18 protein-coding genes and 1 riboswitch are annotated in these 17902 nt (G+C 70.5%); of the genes, 10 read left to right on the top strand and 8 right to left on the bottom strand.

Features of this window, described 5'->3' with window-relative positions; translation table 11 throughout:
* Both ACWDX9_RS46020 and ACWDX9_RS46025 read left to right on the top strand, forming a co-directional pair.
* Nucleotides 1-221: hypothetical protein (locus ACWDX9_RS46020; RefSeq protein WP_449966580.1), on the top strand; the 221-nt coding region annotated here is incomplete at its 5' end.
* Between the two features lie 61 nt (nucleotides 222-282).
* Complete coding sequence (locus ACWDX9_RS46025; RefSeq protein WP_449966583.1) at nucleotides 283-1740, top strand: MDR family MFS transporter; 1458 nt, start codon at nucleotides 283-285, stop codon at nucleotides 1738-1740.
* A gap of 208 nt (nucleotides 1741-1948) precedes the next feature.
* Here ACWDX9_RS46025 and ACWDX9_RS46030 read toward each other — a convergent pair whose 3' ends face one another.
* Nucleotides 1949-2713 (bottom strand): IclR family transcriptional regulator, encoded by a 765-nt coding sequence (locus ACWDX9_RS46030; protein ID WP_449966586.1) that lies wholly within the window; start codon nucleotides 2711-2713, stop codon nucleotides 1949-1951.
* Nucleotides 2714-2850: 137 nt separating this feature from the next.
* Between ACWDX9_RS46030 and ACWDX9_RS46035 the strand changes: the two genes are divergently transcribed.
* The gene (locus tag ACWDX9_RS46035; RefSeq protein ID WP_449966589.1) at nucleotides 2851-3783 is read left to right on the top strand and encodes a U32 family peptidase; all 933 of its coding nucleotides are present in this window, start codon (nucleotides 2851-2853) and stop codon (nucleotides 3781-3783) included.
* A gap of 91 nt (nucleotides 3784-3874) precedes the next feature.
* On the opposite strand, the gene ACWDX9_RS46040 is transcribed toward ACWDX9_RS46035, so the two are convergent.
* Nucleotides 3875-5278, bottom strand: a complete 1404-nt coding sequence (locus tag ACWDX9_RS46040) for a glycosyl hydrolase 53 family protein (RefSeq protein ID WP_449966591.1) — start codon at nucleotides 5276-5278, stop codon at nucleotides 3875-3877.
* A 129-nt stretch (nucleotides 5279-5407) separates the two neighbouring features.
* Entirely contained in the window at nucleotides 5408-6280 is an 873-nt protein-coding gene (locus ACWDX9_RS46045; protein WP_449966593.1) for a helix-turn-helix domain-containing protein, read from the bottom strand.
* A 77-nt stretch (nucleotides 6281-6357) separates the two neighbouring features.
* On the opposite strand from ACWDX9_RS46045, the gene ACWDX9_RS46050 reads away from it, so the two are divergent.
* From ACWDX9_RS46050 to ACWDX9_RS46060, 3 genes are all read left to right on the top strand, one after another.
* Nucleotides 6358-8703 carry a beta-galactosidase gene (locus ACWDX9_RS46050; protein WP_449966596.1) on the top strand — a complete coding sequence of 782 codons (2346 nt, stop codon included), beginning with the start codon at nucleotides 6358-6360 and terminating at the stop codon, nucleotides 8701-8703.
* 62 nt (nucleotides 8704-8765) lie between these two features.
* Complete coding sequence (locus tag ACWDX9_RS46055) at nucleotides 8766-9473, top strand: ABC transporter substrate-binding protein (RefSeq protein ID WP_449966598.1); 708 nt, start codon at nucleotides 8766-8768, stop codon at nucleotides 9471-9473.
* 114 nt (nucleotides 9474-9587) lie between these two features.
* Nucleotides 9588-10001 (top strand): enolase C-terminal domain-like protein, encoded by a 414-nt coding sequence (locus tag ACWDX9_RS46060; protein ID WP_449966623.1) that lies wholly within the window; start codon nucleotides 9588-9590, stop codon nucleotides 9999-10001.
* On the opposite strand, the gene ACWDX9_RS46065 is transcribed toward ACWDX9_RS46060, so the two are convergent.
* Nucleotides 9970-10668 carry an MBL fold metallo-hydrolase gene (locus ACWDX9_RS46065; protein WP_449966601.1) on the bottom strand — a complete coding sequence of 233 codons (699 nt, stop codon included), beginning with the start codon at nucleotides 10666-10668 and terminating at the stop codon, nucleotides 9970-9972. The two genes, ACWDX9_RS46060 and ACWDX9_RS46065, sit on opposite strands and share 32 nt — an antisense overlap.
* A gap of 109 nt (nucleotides 10669-10777) precedes the next feature.
* On the opposite strand from ACWDX9_RS46065, the gene ACWDX9_RS46070 reads away from it, so the two are divergent.
* Nucleotides 10778-11737 carry a LysR family transcriptional regulator gene (locus tag ACWDX9_RS46070; RefSeq protein WP_449966604.1) on the top strand — a complete coding sequence of 320 codons (960 nt, stop codon included), beginning with the start codon at nucleotides 10778-10780 and terminating at the stop codon, nucleotides 11735-11737.
* A gap of 12 nt (nucleotides 11738-11749) precedes the next feature.
* Here ACWDX9_RS46070 and ACWDX9_RS46075 read toward each other — a convergent pair whose 3' ends face one another.
* Nucleotides 11750-12364 (bottom strand): TetR/AcrR family transcriptional regulator, encoded by a 615-nt coding sequence (locus ACWDX9_RS46075; RefSeq protein WP_449966606.1) that lies wholly within the window; start codon nucleotides 12362-12364, stop codon nucleotides 11750-11752.
* A gap of 113 nt (nucleotides 12365-12477) precedes the next feature.
* On the opposite strand from ACWDX9_RS46075, the gene ACWDX9_RS46080 reads away from it, so the two are divergent.
* The 3 genes from ACWDX9_RS46080 (at nucleotide 12478) to ACWDX9_RS46090 (ending at nucleotide 14561) form a co-directional block, all read left to right on the top strand.
* Nucleotides 12478-12864, top strand: a complete 387-nt coding sequence (locus ACWDX9_RS46080; RefSeq protein WP_449966609.1) for a hypothetical protein — start codon at nucleotides 12478-12480, stop codon at nucleotides 12862-12864.
* Between the two features lie 23 nt (nucleotides 12865-12887).
* A complete protein-coding gene (locus ACWDX9_RS46085) occupies nucleotides 12888-13913 on the top strand; it encodes a patatin-like phospholipase family protein (RefSeq protein ID WP_449966611.1) in 1026 nt (341 codons plus the stop codon).
* A gap of 147 nt (nucleotides 13914-14060) precedes the next feature.
* On the top strand, nucleotides 14061-14561 hold the full coding sequence (locus tag ACWDX9_RS46090; protein WP_449966614.1) for a MarR family winged helix-turn-helix transcriptional regulator: 501 nt from the start codon (nucleotides 14061-14063) through the stop codon (nucleotides 14559-14561).
* A 46-nt stretch (nucleotides 14562-14607) separates the two neighbouring features.
* On the opposite strand, the gene ACWDX9_RS46095 is transcribed toward ACWDX9_RS46090, so the two are convergent.
* From ACWDX9_RS46095 to ACWDX9_RS46105, 3 genes are all read right to left on the bottom strand, one after another.
* Entirely contained in the window at nucleotides 14608-15309 is a 702-nt protein-coding gene (locus ACWDX9_RS46095) for a DUF4142 domain-containing protein (protein WP_449966615.1), read from the bottom strand.
* A gap of 272 nt (nucleotides 15310-15581) precedes the next feature.
* Nucleotides 15582-16349 (bottom strand): glycoside hydrolase family 25 protein, encoded by a 768-nt coding sequence (locus ACWDX9_RS46100; RefSeq protein ID WP_449966617.1) that lies wholly within the window; start codon nucleotides 16347-16349, stop codon nucleotides 15582-15584.
* Nucleotides 16350-16360: 11 nt separating this feature from the next.
* Nucleotides 16361-16505: riboswitch (cyclic di-AMP (ydaO/yuaA leader) on the bottom strand.
* Nucleotides 16506-16973: 468 nt separating this feature from the next.
* Nucleotides 16974-17902 (bottom strand): rhodanese-like domain-containing protein (locus tag ACWDX9_RS46105; protein WP_449966620.1); only part of this gene is annotated, 929 nt, incomplete at its 5' end.

Consider the following 17902-nt stretch of genomic DNA (forward strand, 5'->3'; position numbering starts at 1 on the left):
GGAACTTCCCCCTCGTCGTCCTGACGGCGGCAGACCGGCCGCGCCTCGGCTTCGGCGCCGGGATCGACGTGGCGTACGACGTTCGCCGCAGGTCATGGGGCGACACGGGACCCGGGTTAAAAGCGGGTGACATTTCGCATCACGTGCCGGAATGTTGGACGGGGGCGATGAGTTTTGTCGGTGGTGTAGGTCAGTCTGTGTATGACCACGACTACTCGTGAGACCCAAGGCTGGAATGCCGGCCGTGACGACACCATTTCCGACAACCCTGATAGAGGTACCGTGCCCAGCCCACAGCTCGACTCACCCGCCAAGTCCGCGGCCGCCGGTTCGGGCCGCACCCCGGCCGTGATCCGGCTGCTTGTGCTCGCCACGTTCGTGGTCATCCTCAATGAGACGATCATGATCAACGCGATCCCGCGGTTGATGGACGCGTTGCACATCACCGAGCAGACCGCGCAGTGGCTCTCGACCGCCTTCATGCTGACCATGGCCGCCGTTATCCCGATCACCGGCTGGTTCCTGCAGCGGGTGTCCACCCGCAGCGCCTACACGGTGGCGATGGCGTTGTTCCTGACCGGCACGGCGTTGGCCGCCGTCGCGCCGACGTTCGAGGTGCTGCTGGGTGCGCGCATCATCCAGGCGTCCGGGACGGCCGTGATGATGCCGCTGCTGATGACCACCCTGATGCAGGTGGTGCCCGAGGAAGACCGGGGCAAGGTCATGGGCAACGTCACCCTGGCCATCTCGGTCGCGCCCGCGATGGGCCCCGCGATCTCGGGCGTGATCCTGCAGTTCGGGTCCTGGCGCCTGCTGTTCGCCGTGGTGTTCCCCATCGCCGCCCTGATCGCCTGGAGCGGCCTGAAGCGGCTCAAGAACATCGGTGAGCCCCAGTTCAGCACCATCGACTGGTTCAGCGTGGTGACCGCCGCGGCCGGATTCGGCGGCCTGGTCTACGGGCTCAGCCAGTTCGAGGGCGGTGACGTCCGGCTTGCCGCCGGGATCGTGGCGGCCGGGCTGGTCACCATCGCCGTCTTCGTCTTCCGCCAGATGTCGTTGCAGAAGCGCGACGTGCCGCTGATGGACCTGCGCACCCTGCGCCACCGCACCTACACCGTCGCGCTGATCCTGATGTCGGTGTCCTTCATGGCGATGCTCGGCTCGATGATCCTGCTGCCGCTCTACCTGCAGAGCGTCCGCGGGCTCAGCGCCCTGGAGACCGGGCTCCTCGTGATGCCGGGCGGCCTGGCGATGGGCCTGCTCGGTCCGACCGTCGGCCGCCTGTTCGACCAGTTCGGCGGCCGGGTGCTGGTCATCCCCGGCGCGATCGGCATCATGCTCTCGCTCGCCGGCTTCACCCAGGTCACGATGACCATGCCGTACTGGCAGATCCTCGGCCTGCACGCGCTGCTGATGGTGAGCCTGGCCGCGACCTTCACCCCGGTGTTCACCCTCGGGCTCGGCGCGGTTCCCCCGCACCTCTACTCCCACGGCAGCTCGATTCTGAGCACGCTCCAGCAGGTCTCGGCGGCCCTCGGCACCGCGCTCGTGATCACCGTGATGAGCGCGCGCGCCGACGCCCTGAAAGCCGAGGGGGTCGCCGAGGCGCTGGCCAACCTCGACGGCATGCGACTGGCGTTCATCCTCGGCGCGGTGCTGTCCGTGGCCGTGGTCATCACCGCCCTGCTCCTTCCCGCCCGGGCGGAACACGCCGTCGAGCTGGAGGAAGCCGGTCGATGAAGCCGCGGCCGGCTGACATGGTCAGGCGCCTGAACGCGACCGACGTCCGATGAGCAGGTAACCCGACCCGGCGCAAGGGTCGGGTTACGTGCTCCGGGGTACAGGTGGCGCGTCTTCGACTCCGGCGCCGCTTTTTGAGAGGTGAGTCGGTGTGCCCGGCCGATCGTCACCGGCTGCTCCGTGCCGAGAGAGTAGTGCCGTCCACGGATTATGAGCGGTGGCCGAGTCGGTGGGAGAGGGTGGCGGCGCCGGTGCGGACGAGGTCGGTCCACTGTTCTCGGCGCTCGTCGGTCCAGCGGACGGTGGGCACCGAGACGCTCATCGCGGCCACCATGCGGTCAGTGTGATCGAGTACGCCGACGGCGACGCAGGCGACCGCTTCGTTGGATTCGCAGTTGTCGTAGGCCACGCCTGCCCGCCGGATCTCGGCCAGTTGTGCGCGGAGCCCGGCGGGCGTGGTGATGCTGTTCGGGGTCATCGGCTGGAGGGGCCGGTCGTGCGGGTAGCGGGCATCGAGTGCCTCCGGGGCCAGGGCGGACAGCAGCATCTTCCCGACCGCGGTGCAGTGCGCAGGGAGTCGGCGGCCGACCGCGGAGACCATCCGTACCGAATGGGTGCTGTCCACCTTGGCGATGTACACCACCTCGGCTCCGTCCAGTATCGCGACGTGCACGCTCTCGTCGCAGGCTGCGGCCACCTCGGTGGCCGCGTGCTGAGCCTGCCTGGCCAGGTCGAGGCGGTCGGCGAAGAGCCCGCCCAGCTCGAAGAGCCTCATGCCCAGCTGGTACCGGATCGGGGCGCTCGGCTCGGCGACCAGGTAGCCGCGGTCGACCAGGGTGTTGACCAGCTCGTGGACGGTGGTCCGGGGCAGGTCGAGCCGGGCGGTGATGTCGGAGGCGGCCAGCGCGTCCTCGGCGAGAAACAGCTCGAGGATGTCGAGCGCTCGGTTGACCGCCGGAACCGTCCGGGCCATCGCTGTCTCCTGCTGGTCGGGGGGCGCGGCATGTCCATCGGCCGGCATTGACGACCGCGAGCCGGAATCGTTAGCCTCCGCATGTTGATATACCGAACCTTGTTCGAGATTTCGAACAATACGGGACTGGGAGCGCGATGTCCACCACTCATGAGCTGCTCGTCCGTCTTGGGCTGCCCGCTGACGACGGGTCCACGCCGCCGCCGTCTCCCGGGCGGTTCCCCGACGGGGCCCAATACCGTGTCGAGATCCCCAGCGTGGAGGGGCCGGCCAGCCTTGCCGCCGTTCTGCGCGAGGCGCAACGGCTGGGCGTCCCGGTCACCCGGGTCTCGCAGGGCAGCGGGGTGGGCCTGCTCACGGACGGCGAGATCACCGACATGGTCGGCATGGCCGCCGACGCCGGGGTGGAGCTGTCGTTGTTCGCCCGGCCGTGTGCCGGCTGGGACACCTCCGCGATGAGCCGCGCGCCCGCCGGGGGTGGCCTGGCGCCGGCGGTGCGCGGGCAGGACCAGCTGGTCGCGGTGGTGGACGAGATCCGCCGGGCGGCCGAGCTGGGCGTGCGCAGCGTTCTGATCGCCGACGTGGGTGTGCTCTCGGTGTTCGGCCGGCTGCGTGACAGCGGGGAGCTGCCCGCGGAGATGCAGGCCAAGATTTCGGTGATGCTCCCGATCGCGAACCCGGCCACCGCCAAGGTGATCGCCGGGCTCGGGGCGGACACGCTCAATCTGCCGACCGACCTGACACTCGCGCAGATCGGGGCCATCCGCGGTGCGGTCACCCAGCCGCTGGACATCTACGTCGAGTCGCCGGACAACCTGGGCGGGTTCGTCCGACACTACGAGCTGCCCCGGCTGGTGGAGCTGGCGGCGCCGGTGTACGCGAAGTTCGGTCTGCGCAACGCCCCGGACATCTACCCGTCGGGCAGCCACCTGGAGGCAACGTCGGTGGCGCTGTCGATCGAGCGGGTCCGCCGCGCCAGGCTGGGGTTGGACCTGCTGGCGCGGGCCGGTTCCGAAGCCGTCTGCTCCGTCGCCGGCGCTACCGGGCTGGCCCTGCCGGTCACCGGCTGACGTCGGGCGTGTCACGTCGAGCGGGCCCTGCCGGTCGGCGGCTGATGCCGGGTGGGGCGGAGCTGGCAGGTCGCGCCCCACCCGGATCGGTTCAGCGCCCGCCGTCGACGTTGTATCGGTACGCGGGCAGCGCCCTGCCGGTGAAGTCGAACAGGGTCGTGTTGCTGACGAAGTTCGGCTCGCCGACCTCCCAGCCGACCCCGGGCGCCGGGATCATGACCGGGTCCCAGTAGAGATCGCCGATCACGGCGCCGTCGGGCACGCTCTTGAGCGCGGCGAACAGCTCACAAAGGAAGTCGCGCTGCCCGGCGGGAGTCTCCCCGTAGGGCACGGGACCGTTGTCGTGGAGCTGGCCTTCGAGGCCTTCGTGGGTGACCGGATTCCAGTTGATGCCGGTCTCCATGACCATGATCCTCTTGTTGAACTCCCGGCTGATGGTGTCGAAGAACCGGACGACGGTGGGGATGTCCCGGCGGGTCCAGAAGGGGTAGGAGGACGAGCCGATGAGGTCGTACGGGACGCCGAGCTGGTCGAGCAGGCCGAAGAACCAGCGGTACTCGTCGTAGTCGCCGGCATCGGTGATGTGGATGATGACCCGCGTGTCCGGCGACACCTCCTTGGTGGCCCGGTAGCCGGCCTTGAGGAACCGGGCCAGCGCCGGCGCCCCGTCGGCGGTGTAGGAGCAGCCGTAGGGGAAGAGCAGCCCGCCCTGCATCTCGTTGCCGAGCGAGACGAAGGCCGGTGGCGTCCCCTGCGCGGCCATGCGCTGGAGGAAGTACCTGGTGTAGTCGTAGACGTGGCTCTCCAGCTTGTCGACGGCCTGCTCGCGGGGCAGGTCCGTGACGTCGCGCCCGTCCTTGGGGATGTCCTGGATCTCGCCGTTCGTCCAGTAGTCGCTGTAGTGGAACGTCAGCTGGATCCGCATTCCGTACCGGGTGGCGCGCCGGGCGAGGTCGAGGATGTCCTCCTCGTCCTGGTAGCCCTCGGGTAGATGGTGGCCGGGGTACCCGACCCGCGGGTGATCGGGGCCGCTGTCGTTGTAGAGGCGCAGGCGGACGATGTCGGTGCCGTTCTCCGCCATGATCTTCAGCGGGTCCTCGCGGCGGCCGCGCTCGTCGTAGTACCTCGACGCCGCGGACGGTGACGACCGTCCAGGCGGACGACACCGGCACCGCGGTGCGGGCCTGGCGTCCACCGGCCGGCTCGGCGAACAGGTAATCGGCGCGCTGCCCGGAGATCGGCCTGCACCAGATCGCCAATCCGCACGCCGGCCGACCTCTGGCCACCCGACGGCAACACCAATCCCGGCTACGCCCTCGCGTGGGACCGTTTCCAGGCCGCGCTCACCGTCGAGTTCCTCGCGTGGCAGCAGGCACTGCTGCGCGAGTACATCGGCCCCGACCGGTTGGTGACGCACGACCTCATCGGCGGCGACGGCGGTCGCGACACCGACCTGCGCCACGGCGCAGCGGATGGACGTCACCGCGGTGAACATCTACCTGTCGCTCCAGAACGCTCTGCGGCTGCCCGAACCTCCCGCCGAGGACGGCGGCACGCTGCGGCTGGGCCCGTGGGAGGGCCGGGTCGTCGTGAGGTGGACCGTGCGACGCGGAGTGGCGCGGGCTCAGCGCGCGCGGTTCCGGTACGCGGTAGGCGCGAGCCCGTGGACGCTCGCGAACTTGCGGGAGAAATACAGGGCGTCGTCGTATCCGGCCTCGCGGGCGACGGCCTTGACCGCGAGGCCGGAGTGGTCCAGCAGCTCCCGTGCGCGCGCCATCCGGAGCTGCGTCTGGTACTTCAGCGGAGAGACCCCGAGCTGCTCCCGGAAGAGGGCGCCGAGCTGGGACGTGCTCAGCCCGACCATCGCCGCCAGCGAGCCCACGGAGGTGCGCTGGGGCGTGGTCGCGCGCAGGTGCTCGACGGCGCGTTCGACCGGGCTGAGCGAGGTTCCGAGAGGACGGCGGCCGGTGGCGACGACCTGGGCGAGCGCGTTCCAGGCCGCGCCGGCGGCCCGTACGAGGCCGCCCGTGGTCCCGGCGTCGAGGCCGTCGATCACCTGGGAGATGAGACTGGCGACGGGTGCGGGATCCCGGAGATGCGTGACGATCCCACCGGCCGCCGCCAGCCCGGCGCTGACGAGGTCGGCGGCGTCGGCGCCCACGGCGTGGAACCACCACAGGGTCCAGGGGTCGATGTCCGAGGCCCCGTACTCGTGGGCCATTCCGGCGGGCAGGAGGACCGCGTCGCCCCGCTGAACGGCGAAACGTCCATCGCCCGTCTCGACCCATCCCGATCCGTCGGTGCAGACCAGCAGGATGTGCTGTCCGGCGCCGCCGGGCCGGGCCGCTCCATGCCGTGCGGCGTGGAGAAAGATCCCGGTATCGGTGACAAGGAGCCGGTTCGTCACGGGCCGGCCGAGGGCCCTGCGCACCATGGGCCGGGGGACGACCAGCATCCGTCCGCCGGCGAACCCCTCAGGCAGCGTCGTTTCGTCCATATGAGGCAGTGAAACGCCCATCGGCTCGCCGGGTCAACCGGCCATACGATCGCCCACGTCCCTCTCGAAGGAGAACAATGAACGACAAGGCCCGCACCGTGCGCGTCTCCCCGCAGTCCCCGCCCCGCCGGGGACACCTCCGGCTGGGGGACGACACGAGGACGTCGGACCGGATCGAGGTCACGAGCCGGTGGCTCGAACGCGGCGGCAAGCCCTGGTTCCCGGTGACCGGGGAGATCCACTACTCCCGCATCCCGCGCGAGCGGTGGAACGAGGTCCTCGGGCACGCGCGCGCCGGCGGACTGGACACGGTGGCGACGTACGTGCTCTGGCAGGCGCACGAGCCCGAGCCCGGCCGGTTCCGATGGGACGGCAACCTCGACCTGCGCGCGTTCATCGAGCTCGCCGCACGCCACGGCCTGGACGTCGTCGTCCGGATGGGCCCGTGGGCACACGGCGAGGCGCGCCGCGGCGGATTCCCGGACTGGCTCGTCGAACGCGGGCTCAAGACCCGCACCAACGACCCCGCCTACCTGGAGCTGGTCCGCGCGCTCTACGCCCAGACGATCAGCCAGCTGGCCGGCCTCACCCACGCCGAGGGCGGGCCCGTGGTGGGCGCACAGATGGACAACGAGCTGTACGACCAGCCGCAACATCTCGCCATGCTCAGACGCATCGCCGAGGACCTGGGACTGCGGGTGCCCCTGTGGACCGCGACGGGCTGGGGCGGCGCCCTGGTGCCCGAGACGCTGCTCCCGCTCTACAGCGCCTACTCCGACGGGTTCTGGGAGGACTCGCAGACGGAGTGGCCCCGGTTCGCCGCCCACCACTTCCGCTACAGCGAGGTCCGCGACGATCTGACGGTGGGCGCGGACCTGCGCGAGGCGCTCGACGGCATCGTGCTCGACCCCGCCGCGGTCCCGCTCAAGGACGACGCCGCGACCCCCTTCGCCACCTGCGAGATCGGGGGCGGCATGCACGTCGCCTACCACCGGCGCCCGCTGGTCACGGCTCAGGACGTGGCCGCGCTCGCGCTGGCCAAGATCGGGAGCGGGTCGATCTGGCAGGGCTACTACATGTACGCGGGCGGCACCCAGCGGGTCGGGCCGCACGGCACCGAGCAGGAGTCTCACGCCACGGGCTACCCCAACGACGTGCCGACCCTGAGCTACGACTTCTACGCCCCGATCGGGGAGCACGGCCAGATCCGCCCGCACCACCACCTGCTGCGCCGCCTGCACCTCTGGCTGGCCGGAGAGGGCGCCCGGCTCGCGCCGATGAGCGTCAGCGTGGGCGGCGGCAGCGACGACCCGGGCGAGCTGCGATGGGCCGTCCGTTCGGACGGGCGCGGCGGCTACCTCTTCCTGACCACGTACCAGCCGCCCAAGCGGCCGCTCGACGCGCAGAAGGACGTCCAGGTCACGGTGTCGTTCGAGGACGCCGACGTCACCGTTCCGACCAGGCCGCTCGACCTTCCCGCCGGGGTGTCCCTGGTGTGGCCGCTGCGCTACCCGCTCGCCCCGGGGCTCGTCCTGCGTAGCGCCACCGCGCAACTCGTCACCCGGATCACCGACGAGGACGGCGACCTGGTCGTCCTGTCCGCGACCGACGGCGTGCCGGTGGAGCTCGTCCTCGACGGCGACGTTCGGGTCGAGGGGGCTCGGTCCGTCGGCGACACGACGGTGGTGGACGTCGCCGAGCCCGGGACGGAGTGCGTCGTCGACCTGCCCGGCGCGCGCGTCCTCGTCCTCGACGAGGCGAGCGCGAACCGCCTGTACCGGCTGGAGGTCGCGGGTCGCGAGCGGCTCGTGCTGTCCGACGCGCCGGTGTACGCCGTCGACGGCGCTCTGGTGCTCCAGTCGGAGGCCGAGCGGTGCACCGTGGCCCTGCTGCCCGCGCCCGCCGGGCTGACGGCCGACGGCGGCGAGCTCGACGGCCCCTGTGGAGAGGGGCTGTGGCGCACCTGGTCGGTGCACGTTTCCGGTGCAGGCACCCGAACGGTCGCCGCCGACCTGCACCCGAACGCCCCCGCGCCCCCCGACCCGGTGCGCGGCGGGCCGATGGACCGGCTCAGCGCGCCGGCCGACTACTCCGGCGCGGCGCACGTGCGCCTGGACGTGCCGCGTGCCGCGCTCGACGGCGCCGACCGCGTGCTGTTGCGGGTGACCTGGACCGGCGACGCCGGCCGCGCGTACGTGGGCGACCGGCTCGTCAGCGACCACTTCTGGCACGGGCGCGCCTGGGACATCGACCTCACGCCGTGGCGTGACGAGGTCGCCGGGCAGGGGGTACGGCTCGAACTGCTGCCGTGGCGCCGCGACACCGGCGTGTGGGTCGACCCGGCCGTACGGAACGTTCTCGACGGCATCGCCGTCGCCTCCGCGGAGGTCGTGCGGGTGGGCCGCGTCACCTTGCACCTCTAAAAATCGTATCAATGCAGAAAATAGTAGTACTGATTTACTGACACCGGCGTCGGCCGCCGAACATGCTGCTTGACAACCCCCTGCTGGCCGCCAGCGGCGGCGGCTCGGCGTCCGTGTCGTCGGGCAAGGTGGAGCTCAACCTGTGGACGCACGACCCGGGCTATGTGAAGACCTTCACCGAGCAGGCCAAGCGCCTCACGGACGCCCCGGGCGGCCGGTACGACTACACGACGAAGTTCACCAACGCCGACAGCGAGGCGCTGGTGACCCGCATGATCTCGACCGGTGCGGCGGGTCGGGGGACGCCCGACATGATCGGCATCGTGATCAGCGTCTTCCCGCGCGCCATGTCCGGCGGCATCGGCAAGCAGCTCTTCGCCCCGCTGGACGACCTGGCCGCGCCGGTCAAGGACGACCTGCTGCGCACCGCCCCCTACTCGATCGACGGCACCCTGTACGCGCTGGAGTCCGACACCTGCCTCAGCGTCCTGTACTACCGCGAGGACGAGTGGGAGACGAACAAGATCCCCGCGGACATCGCCACCTGGGAGGAGCTCGCCGAGGTCGGCGCGAAGCTGCACGAGAAGACCGGCCAGTCGCTCGGCATGGTCTCCACCGGCGACAACACCTCCATCACCAACCAGTTCCTCCAGCTCCTGCTCCAGCGGGGCGGCGGCTACTACGACGAGGGCGGCAACCTCGTCCTCGACTCGCCCGAGGCCGTCGAGGTGCTGGAGTTCAGGCCAAGGGCGTGCAGAGCGGCTTCCTGATCGCGCTGCCCGACCCGTACGGCGCCCCGAACACCGCGGCGCTGAAGAACGGCAAGCTCATCTCGACCGTCATGCCCAACTGGTACAACGTCTACGGCCTCCAGGCCGGCCGCCCTGGCCCGGTCGACCTCGATCCCGCTGGCCACCGGCGAGCGCCTCTACTCCCGCTGGGACTTCCGCGAGGTGCTGCGCGACGGCATCGCGGTGGCCCAGCCGGACGTCAGCCACGCCGGCGGCATCTCGGAGGCGATCCCGAACTTCCTGATCCAGGAGCAGAGTGTGGGCATCCACTACAACCAGGGCAACGACGTGCTCGACTACCTGGTCGACCGCACCCCGTTCCGGTTCGCCGGCGGTTTCGCCGAACGCACCGCCGTACCGGGCCTGGGCATCGAGGTCGACGCGGCGGCCGTGGAGCGCGCGGCCGAGCGCGGGCACCGCTGGCGCAACCCGGTCTGGCGACACCCGGACTGCGGCCGTGGAGCGCGAATGGTGATCAGGCGGGCAGGGTCGCCGCGACCGCGGTGAGGGCCGCGCGGGCGTCGGGGAGCGGTTCGCCATGACCGACGCAGGCCAGCCGCGCGTCGATCTCCGCGAGCCTGCGGAAGGAACGGAGCAGCTCTGAGCGGTCCAGGTTGAACACCCCGGGCATGACCTGTCCGTTGACATGTGCGACCGTGTCCCCGGTGAAGAGCACCCCGGAGCGCGGCAGGTGAACCGCGATGCTGCCGTCGGTGTGGCCGGGGGTGTGGATCACCCGCGCGCCACCGCCGAAATCGATCGTGTCGCCGTCCTCCAGCTCGCGATCCACGCGGCACGCGGGCGCGGCGGGCAGCAGATGGGCCCCGAGGTCGCGGTGCAGGACGCGCTCCTCGTCGGTGAAGAGGGGCGGAGGAGCGGGCTTGTCACCGCGGATCACCGGCGCCTCCAGCCGATGGGCCAGCACGGTGACGTCGCCCCACCCGCTGATCTCGGCGGCCCCGCCGCAGTGGTCCTCGTGGAAATGGGTGAGCACGACCTGCTTGACGTCGCTCCTGCGGTGGCCCAGTCGCTCGATCGCGGCCGCGATGTCCTTGCCGGAGGTGGCGACGCCGGTGTCGACCAGCGTGAGCGCGCCCGCGTCGTTCCAAAGGTACGCCTGGCCGAACTCCAGCAGGATCAGGTGCAACTCCGGACGGATTTCCACGATCTTCATCTCGTGCCCCCTTCGGTGGAGAGACCAGCAAACTCGCAGGCGGCCGGTGGTGTCCAACAGCTCTCTGCGCCCGATTGACAACCAACGGTTTTCAATCCACCCTCGAGGCGTGGAGGCGGACATCGAGGGCCTGCGCGCGTTCGTGGTCACCGCGGAGGAGCTGCACTTCGGCCGGGCCGGCGCGCGGCTGTTCATCAGCCAGCAGGCGCTGTCGAAACGGATTCGCCGATTGGAAGAGGCGCTGACGGTGCCGCTGTTCGAGCGGACGACTCGTGCTGTGGAGCTGACCGAGGCGGGGGAGCGGTTGCTGCCCCGTGCTCGTGACGCGGTCTCCGCGTTCGACCGGGCGATCCAGGCGGTCCAGGCGGTCCGCTTGGCGGACGACCCCTTGCGGGTGGACGTGTACGACGAGCGGTTCACGCCGCTGCGGATGGTACGTCAGGCGAGTGAGCGCGACGCTCGCGTACGGATCGAGCTGAGCATGCGGCAGGGGTTGTCCGTGGCGTTGCCGGCCCTGCGGCGGCAGGAGCTCGACGCCGCGTTCGGACGCGTACACGACACACCGGCGCCCTGGCCCGCCGAGCTGGCGTACCGGCTCGTGCGTCTGGAGCCGCTGCACGCGTTCGTGCCCGAGGACCACCGCCTGGCCGCCAGGGACGTGCTGCGACCGGCTGACCTGCGCGAGGCGGGTATCGCGATGCCCGACCCGGCGGGCGCGGCGGAGTGGCGCGGTTATCTCGTACGGCTGGCCGACCGGTTCGGCGTGCCGTTGCGCTTCAACGCTCCGGCCATCGGCCAGCGGCATCTCGTGGAGCAGTTCCTGGCGGAGAAGAGCGCGGTGGGGCTGGGCGAGATGAGCATCGACCCGGCCGGGAGCGGCCTGCGCCGCATCCCGATCGTCGAGCCGACGCCGCTGATGCCCTGGTCGATCGTCTGGCACCGGCGCAATCCCCGGCCGCTGCTGCGGGCGCTACTGCGGCAGCTGCGCCCGCGCCCGCTGCCCGCCCCCTCCGACCCCGGGGCATGGGTGCCCGAGATCGACCTGACCCCTTTGGGCTCCGACGGCTGAAGCCAGGCGTGTTCACGTGCCAGGCGCGGCTACCGCCCTGCCCGCCAGGTGGTTGCGGATGGCGGTCCTGGCGCGCTCGTAGGCGTTCGGGTCGTCGTGCAGCAAGGAGACGGCGTTGGCGTTCTCCATGAAAGAGATCAGCTCGAAGGCGAGCTGGTCGGCGTCCGTGTCGTCGGCGAGCTCGCCGAGCTGGCGGGCATCCTCGACGGTACGCGTCACGAAGCGGATCCAGTCGAGGCCGGCCGCGGCGACGGCGTCCCGCACCCGGCCCGGGCGGGCGTCGAACTCCGCGGTGACGGCGAAGAAGAAGCAGCCGCCGGGGAAGACCCGCCGCTGCGAGTAGCTCAACCAGCTCTCGCACAGCCGCCGCACCCTCCCCAGGCCCGGCGGCACGGTCAGCGCGGGCTGGACGACCTCGTCGACGAACACGCTCATCGCGGTGCGGATCGTGGCGAGCTGAAGCTCCTCCTTGGAACCGAAGTAGCCGAACAGGCCGCTCTTGCTCAGGCCGAGCTCCGTGGCCAGCCGGCCGATCGACAGCCCTTCCAGCCCGTCCTGCGAGGCGATGTCCGCCGCCCGGCGCAGGATCACGTCGCGGGCCCGCTCGTCCCGCGGCCGTCCCGCCATCTTCACCCCTTCTGCGTACGAACGTTCGGCCCATGATAGCGGCTTGACGTCGTCTTAGGTAAGTTCCTATTCTCGGCACGAACGTTCGTACAAGAAAGGGCTGGAGCAGCGGCATGCTGAGATCCCGATGGACTCCCGGACCGGCGGCCCGCGCCACCGGCTCGGTGCTGGTCAGCGTCACCGACTTCAAGATCAGCCGGCCGCTCGACCTGCCCGGCGTCTACCACGCCGGACTCACCCTGCGCCGCGCGTGGCCCGACCTGCCCGGCGCGGTCGGCATGTGGCTGTGGACGGAGCCTTTGGCAGGCAGGTGCGGCTCGGTGTCGATCTGGCAGGATGAGCAGGCCCTGCGCACGTTCGTCGCCTGGCCGGACCACGTCGCCATCGTGCGGCGCTACCGCGGGCGGGGAAAGCTCAGGTCCACCACGTGGACGACCACCCAACCCGACCCCGGCGTCTGGGCCCGGGCCCGCTCGTACCTGTCCGGCGACCGTGACTAGCCACACCACACAAAGAAGGACATATGCCACCCGAGACCGGCGAACACGAAGTGCTGCGCGTCATAGCCGACCGGGTCCGTAGCGGCAGCCGTCCCGGCGCCCGCCAGGACGGCCACCGGGTGGCCCTGGCCATCGAGGGCGGCGGCATGCGCGGCACGGTCTCCGCGGGCATGGCCCTGGCCCTGCACGAGGCCGGCGCGGCGCACGCCTTCGACGCGGTCTATGGGGCATCGGCCGGGGCCATCACCGGGGCCTGGCTGCTGAGCGGAACCCCCGAGAACCTGACCGGCTGGGCCGAGCCCGTCTACGCGCGAGCGATGATCCGCCCGTCCAACCTCCTGCGCGGCCGTCCGATGGTCGACGTGCGGAACCTGGTCGAGTACCTGTACTGCGAAGTGACCCGGATGGACTTCGACGCGGTCCTGACCAACCCCATCGAGTACCATCCGCTGGCCACCGACGTACAGACCGGGCAATCCACCGATCTGCGCCCGCATCTGACCGGTCCCGTCGAGCTGCGGCTGGCCCTGCGGGCCAGTGCCGCACTGCCGTTCCTCGCCGGTCCGCCGGTCGAGCTGGCCGGGCGGCTCTTCTACGACGCGGGACTCGCCGAGTCCATCCCGTACCGCACCGCCCTGGCGCAGGGCGCCAGCCACGTCCTCGTGCTGCGGTCCCGTCCCGCGCCTTCGGCCGTGGCCGGAGCACCGGCCGCGCGACCGTCCTACGGGACGCGCCTGATCGCCGCGACCGTCCTGCGGAGCTACCCGGAGGCACTGCACCGGAGTTTCTCCGCGCGCGACCACCGCTTGCTGCACGACGACACGCTGCTCGCCCGGTACGACCGGCCCGTGCCCCCGGCGACCCCTCCACCCGCCGACGGCCAGGCCGCGCCCGATCCGGCGGTGCTGTCCGTGCGCCCCGCGCCTGACTCCCCGCGCATCGGCCGCCTCACCCGCGACGGCAAGCCCCTCAAAGCCGCGCTCGAAGCCGGCCGCGCAGCCGTCAACCTGCTGCTGCAACCGCTCGTCCGGCCGACCGCCGCACCATAGACGCGACCCCGCCACGCGGTCGTAACGGGCGCCTCATGAGGATCTTGCCGTGAGGTGACTCAAGGAGAACTCGGTTCCTGATCCTGGCGTTGCGGACGATGGGGATCTCGTGCCCGTGATCCGCTCCGCGCATGTACAACAGTGCCTATGAAGGATGACGATGACCTCCAGGCGCAGGGAGAGGATCTTTCGGCTGTCGTCACGGCGGTGCTGACCGGGTCGCGGCTGTTGGTGGCGGTCGCGGTGAGGTCATTGGGGGCGGTCGGGGACCGGGTCACGTTGCCGCAGTTCAGGATGCTGGTGGTGCTGGCCGGCCATGGTGAGACCAAGCTGGTCACGATGGCGGAGCTGCTGGGTGTCAACTCCTCCACGGCGATGCGGATGGCCGATCGGCTGGTGGCGGCCGGGTTGATCGTACGGGAGGTCAATCCGCACAACCGGCGCGAGAGCCTGATGCGGCTGACGGAGGAGGGACGCCGCATCGTGGACGAGGTGACCGCGCGCCGCAGGGAGGAGATCGGCGCGATCGTGGCGCGGATGTCGGCCAGGCAGCGCCGGGCGCTCATCTCGGCCATGAACGCCTTCAACGAGGCGGGCGGCGAGCCACCCCTGGACGTGCCGAACCCGCTGGGCTGGTCCGCTGTCTGAATCGCTCACGCGGCGCCCGGCCGCCGTCGGGCTCCCTCCTCGGTCGTCAGATGGACGGGGTGGGGAAGCTCTCGGGTGTGGTCAGGCCGGTGCTCTCCAGGAGGCGCTGGTGGTTGAGCACCGCGGCGTTGGCCTGTTCGGAGAAGCGCCGCACCAGGGTGTTCTGCGTGGTGCCGCGTACCGTGCCGATCAGGGTGAAGATCTGTCCGTGCGCCAGGCGCAGCCATTTGACGTACGTCTTGTCATAGGCGGATCCTGACCTGCCGGAAATATCCGTCATCCAGTCCTGCTGCTGAGGCGTGGGCTTCACCGGCAGTTTGACCTTCAGCCTGGCGGCCACGTCGCGAACCTGCCCGTCGAGCATGTCGTGCTGAGCCGCGATCTCCTTGCTGACCTGGCGGACGCGGGCGCTGTTGGCGCGCTGTATCGCGTCCTGGGCCATGGGCATCTCCCACAGGCTGGCGAGCCGGACCTTCTTGATGAGCTCCTGGTCGGCCTCCGACAGCGGTCCCCACTTGGTCTGCCGCGTGCGGGACTCCGGCTCGTCCTCCACCGGTTGGACGGTGGCTGCGTCGGTCGGTTCGGTCTCGACGGCGGTCGGCTCGGTGCTGGGGCCGGCGGTTGGCTCGGTGCTCAGGCCGGCGGTGTCAGAGACGGGCGTCGGCGTGTAGCCGGCGCAGGCGGTCAGAGTGCAGAGGGCGGCAATGCCGCAACTGATGAGAGCGCGACGGCTGTTGAGGAGTCGCATACGCCGTCATCCCCTTCCGGTCCCTTGGACGCGGCCTTCGTGAGTGGCGCCGGTCACTGTGGGATACGCGGGAGGGCGCGGGAGTGTTCATGGCATTGTGCAAGATTTGCATGGGGCAAGACTGCCGGGGTCCACGTTCGCGGCTGAGCCGCTGCCCGAAGCGGTCTTCACCGGTGTCATCCGTGGACGGCGTCCACCGCGTGCTCCTCCGGGCCGAGAGCAGCACGCGGGGCGGCGTCCACCCGATCGCGGTGCGGACCCGCCGTGTGGGCTCAGGCAGTGGGGCGGCCCAGGCCGCGCAACTGGTCGGCGGTCAGCGCGGAGACGTTCTGGTCGACAGGGACCTCGGAATACTGGTGGATGGCCCAGGACTTCCAGTCGGCGGGCGGGGTGATGGCCCCCTTGGCCTTGCTGTAGTGGGCGACCCACAGCGGGTACTCGGACAGGCCCTTGCCGTACTTGTTGGCGAAGTTCCAGCCGCTGTAGAACATCGGGGTGATCCCCGTCTTGTCCTTCACGTACGACAGCCACGTCTTGGCCCAGGCGTTGACCTCGGCGACGGATCTGCCGTTCGCGGTCTCCAGGTCAAGGACCAGCAGGTCGCCGGCCTTGGCCGGCTGCGAGTTCACCACGGACAGGAAGTGCTCGGCCTCCGCGATGGGATTGTTGCGGGGATGGCCAAAGTGGTACGCCCCGCGCACGATGCCCTTCTTGCCCAGCTCGCGCCAGTGCCTGGCGAATGAGGCGTCGCGGAAGGACGTGCCTTCCGTGGCTTTGATGATGCCGAACTTGGCCGGGCTGGCATTCCAGTCGTACAGGGGCTCGTAATTGGAGATGTCCAGGCCGTAGATGAGGGGTCCGGCTCCATGACGAGTTCCCTGCACCGGGCTCTGCTCGGTGGGCGATGCGAATGCGAAGGTGGCGATGGCGGCGGTTGCGGCGAGGATCGCGACGGCGACAGCGAAGCTGACGTACTTGGTGAGGAGATCGCGGTGATTCTTGAGGATGTAGGCGATTGTGGCAAGCCGGGGCTTGGACATGAGGCATTGACTCCTTGCTTCCATACCGCCTACCGGGTTAGCTGACGGGTTCGGGCCTGGAAGTGCCCTACATGGCGCAGCCTGGGCTGGCGTCCGATTCACCCCAAGAACGTGGGTCCCCGGTTCCGCGAGGCGCGGATTCGGCGGCCGGACGCTGTCCCCGAAGGGCTTCTTCGGGCAGCGCGCGGTCCGGTCAACGAAGCGGCAACGATGCGGTGAAAGGGCGCCACATCCGTACCGCAACTAGGCAAAAGATAGACATATATCCATAGATGGTGCAAGTAGCGCAAATCTGATTCGCGGGTGTGGGCGACTGGGCGGCGCTGAAATGCCGTGCCTATAGGGATTCTGGCACTTGGCAAAAAATCGGGGGCGTCGCTTCCGGGCCTTTATGATCTCGGCACAGGTGGGACAGGCCATTCATGCGTTGCCATTGTGACCAAACGCCGTCCCACGGGTAATCGTGACTCCAGCCCCGTCGTTTGACCTCCTCGACGCCGTCGGGCACGCGGGAGCCGGGCAGGCGGGCTGACTCCAACTCTCCGGGGGTCTGCACGTCGATCGGCCCCGGCGGATCACCGGATCGCGGCAGGCGTCCCGGTGTGTCGCCGGGGCCGAGGGTGGTCAAGAGGGTTCCTCGTCGGGGGTGGTGATGGGCAGGCCGGCGCCGGCGGCGTGGGAGTAGGCGTCGTCGATGTGGACCACCTGGCGACCGCTGCGGGCCAGCAGGCTCGCGGCCGCCGCGGCCCGGTAGCCGGTGCCGCAGTGCACCCACACCGTTCCCTCCGGCACCTCGGCCAGGCGCCCCGGCAGCTCGGGCAGCGGGATGTGCAAGGCGCCGGCCACGTGGCCGGCCCGCCACTCGTTGCCCATCCGCACGTCCAGGACGGTCGGGCCGCTGACTGGTTCCCCCGCACGGGAGATGGCCGGTTCGTCCGCGCGGGCGGCGGCAAGGTCGGCGAAGGTCGCTGTGGCCAGGTCGGCGATCAGGTCCGGGTTGTGCCCGGCCCACTGTTCGACGGAGCCGGTCGAGGCGGCGGCCGGGCGGTCGATGCCGATGCGGGCCAGCTCGCGCTGGGCGGCGGCGACCTGTTCGGCCGACTCGCCGAGCAGCGTGAGGGGCGTGCCCCACGGGGCCAGCCAGCCCAGCCAGGTCGCCATCGGCCCGTCCAGGCCGAAGCTGAGCGTGCCGGCCAGATGCCCGTCCGCGAACGCCTTGCGTGAGCGCAGGTCCACCACCCATTCGCCCGCCCGAAGGCGAGCCAGCAGCTCCGCGCTGTCGGCCGGCCGCGCCGGGGTCAGGTCGATCGGCTCCGCTCCGGCGGCGTTGCGCGCGCCCATATGGGCGTAATAGGCGGGGTAGGCGTCCAGCCCGTCCAGGATGTGAGTGACGAAGTCGTCGGCCTCCATCCGCAGCACCGGGTTGACGTCCTTCTCCCGGCCGATGGTCGAGGCGGACGCGCCGGACTGCGTGACCGCGCAGAAGCTGCCGAACCCGTGCGTCGGCCAGAGCCGCGCCCCGTCGGGCAGCAGGCCGGACAGCCGCCGCGCGG

The sequence above is a fragment of the Nonomuraea sp. NPDC003201 genome (assembly GCF_053590415.1).

What these genes read in the sequence shown, in the direction of transcription:
- ACWDX9_RS46030 (WP_449966586.1), bottom strand. Translation starts at nt 2,713, where the DNA reads ATGGCCCGGACGGTTCCGGCGGTCAACCGAGCGCTCGACATCCTCGAG.
- ACWDX9_RS46035 (WP_449966589.1), top strand. Translation starts at nt 2,851, where the DNA reads ATGTCCACCACTCATGAGCTGCTCGTCCGTCTTGGGCTGCCCGCTGAC.
- ACWDX9_RS46040 (WP_449966591.1), bottom strand. Translation starts at nt 5,278, where the DNA reads ATGTTCACCGCGGTGACGTCCATCCGCTGCGCCGTGGCGCAGGTCGGT.
- ACWDX9_RS46045 (WP_449966593.1), bottom strand. Translation starts at nt 6,280, where the DNA reads ATGGACGAAACGACGCTGCCTGAGGGGTTCGCCGGCGGACGGATGCTG.
- ACWDX9_RS46050 (WP_449966596.1), top strand. Translation starts at nt 6,358, where the DNA reads ATGAACGACAAGGCCCGCACCGTGCGCGTCTCCCCGCAGTCCCCGCCC.
- ACWDX9_RS46055 (WP_449966598.1), top strand. Translation starts at nt 8,766, where the DNA reads ATGCTGCTTGACAACCCCCTGCTGGCCGCCAGCGGCGGCGGCTCGGCG.
- ACWDX9_RS46065 (WP_449966601.1), bottom strand. Translation starts at nt 10,668, where the DNA reads ATGAAGATCGTGGAAATCCGTCCGGAGTTGCACCTGATCCTGCTGGAG.
- ACWDX9_RS46075 (WP_449966606.1), bottom strand. Translation starts at nt 12,364, where the DNA reads ATGGCGGGACGGCCGCGGGACGAGCGGGCCCGCGACGTGATCCTGCGC.
- ACWDX9_RS46080 (WP_449966609.1), top strand. Translation starts at nt 12,478, where the DNA reads ATGCTGAGATCCCGATGGACTCCCGGACCGGCGGCCCGCGCCACCGGC.
- ACWDX9_RS46085 (WP_449966611.1), top strand. Translation starts at nt 12,888, where the DNA reads ATGCCACCCGAGACCGGCGAACACGAAGTGCTGCGCGTCATAGCCGAC.
- ACWDX9_RS46090 (WP_449966614.1), top strand. Translation starts at nt 14,061, where the DNA reads ATGAAGGATGACGATGACCTCCAGGCGCAGGGAGAGGATCTTTCGGCT.
- ACWDX9_RS46095 (WP_449966615.1), bottom strand. Translation starts at nt 15,309, where the DNA reads ATGCGACTCCTCAACAGCCGTCGCGCTCTCATCAGTTGCGGCATTGCC.
- ACWDX9_RS46100 (WP_449966617.1), bottom strand. Translation starts at nt 16,349, where the DNA reads ATGTCCAAGCCCCGGCTTGCCACAATCGCCTACATCCTCAAGAATCAC.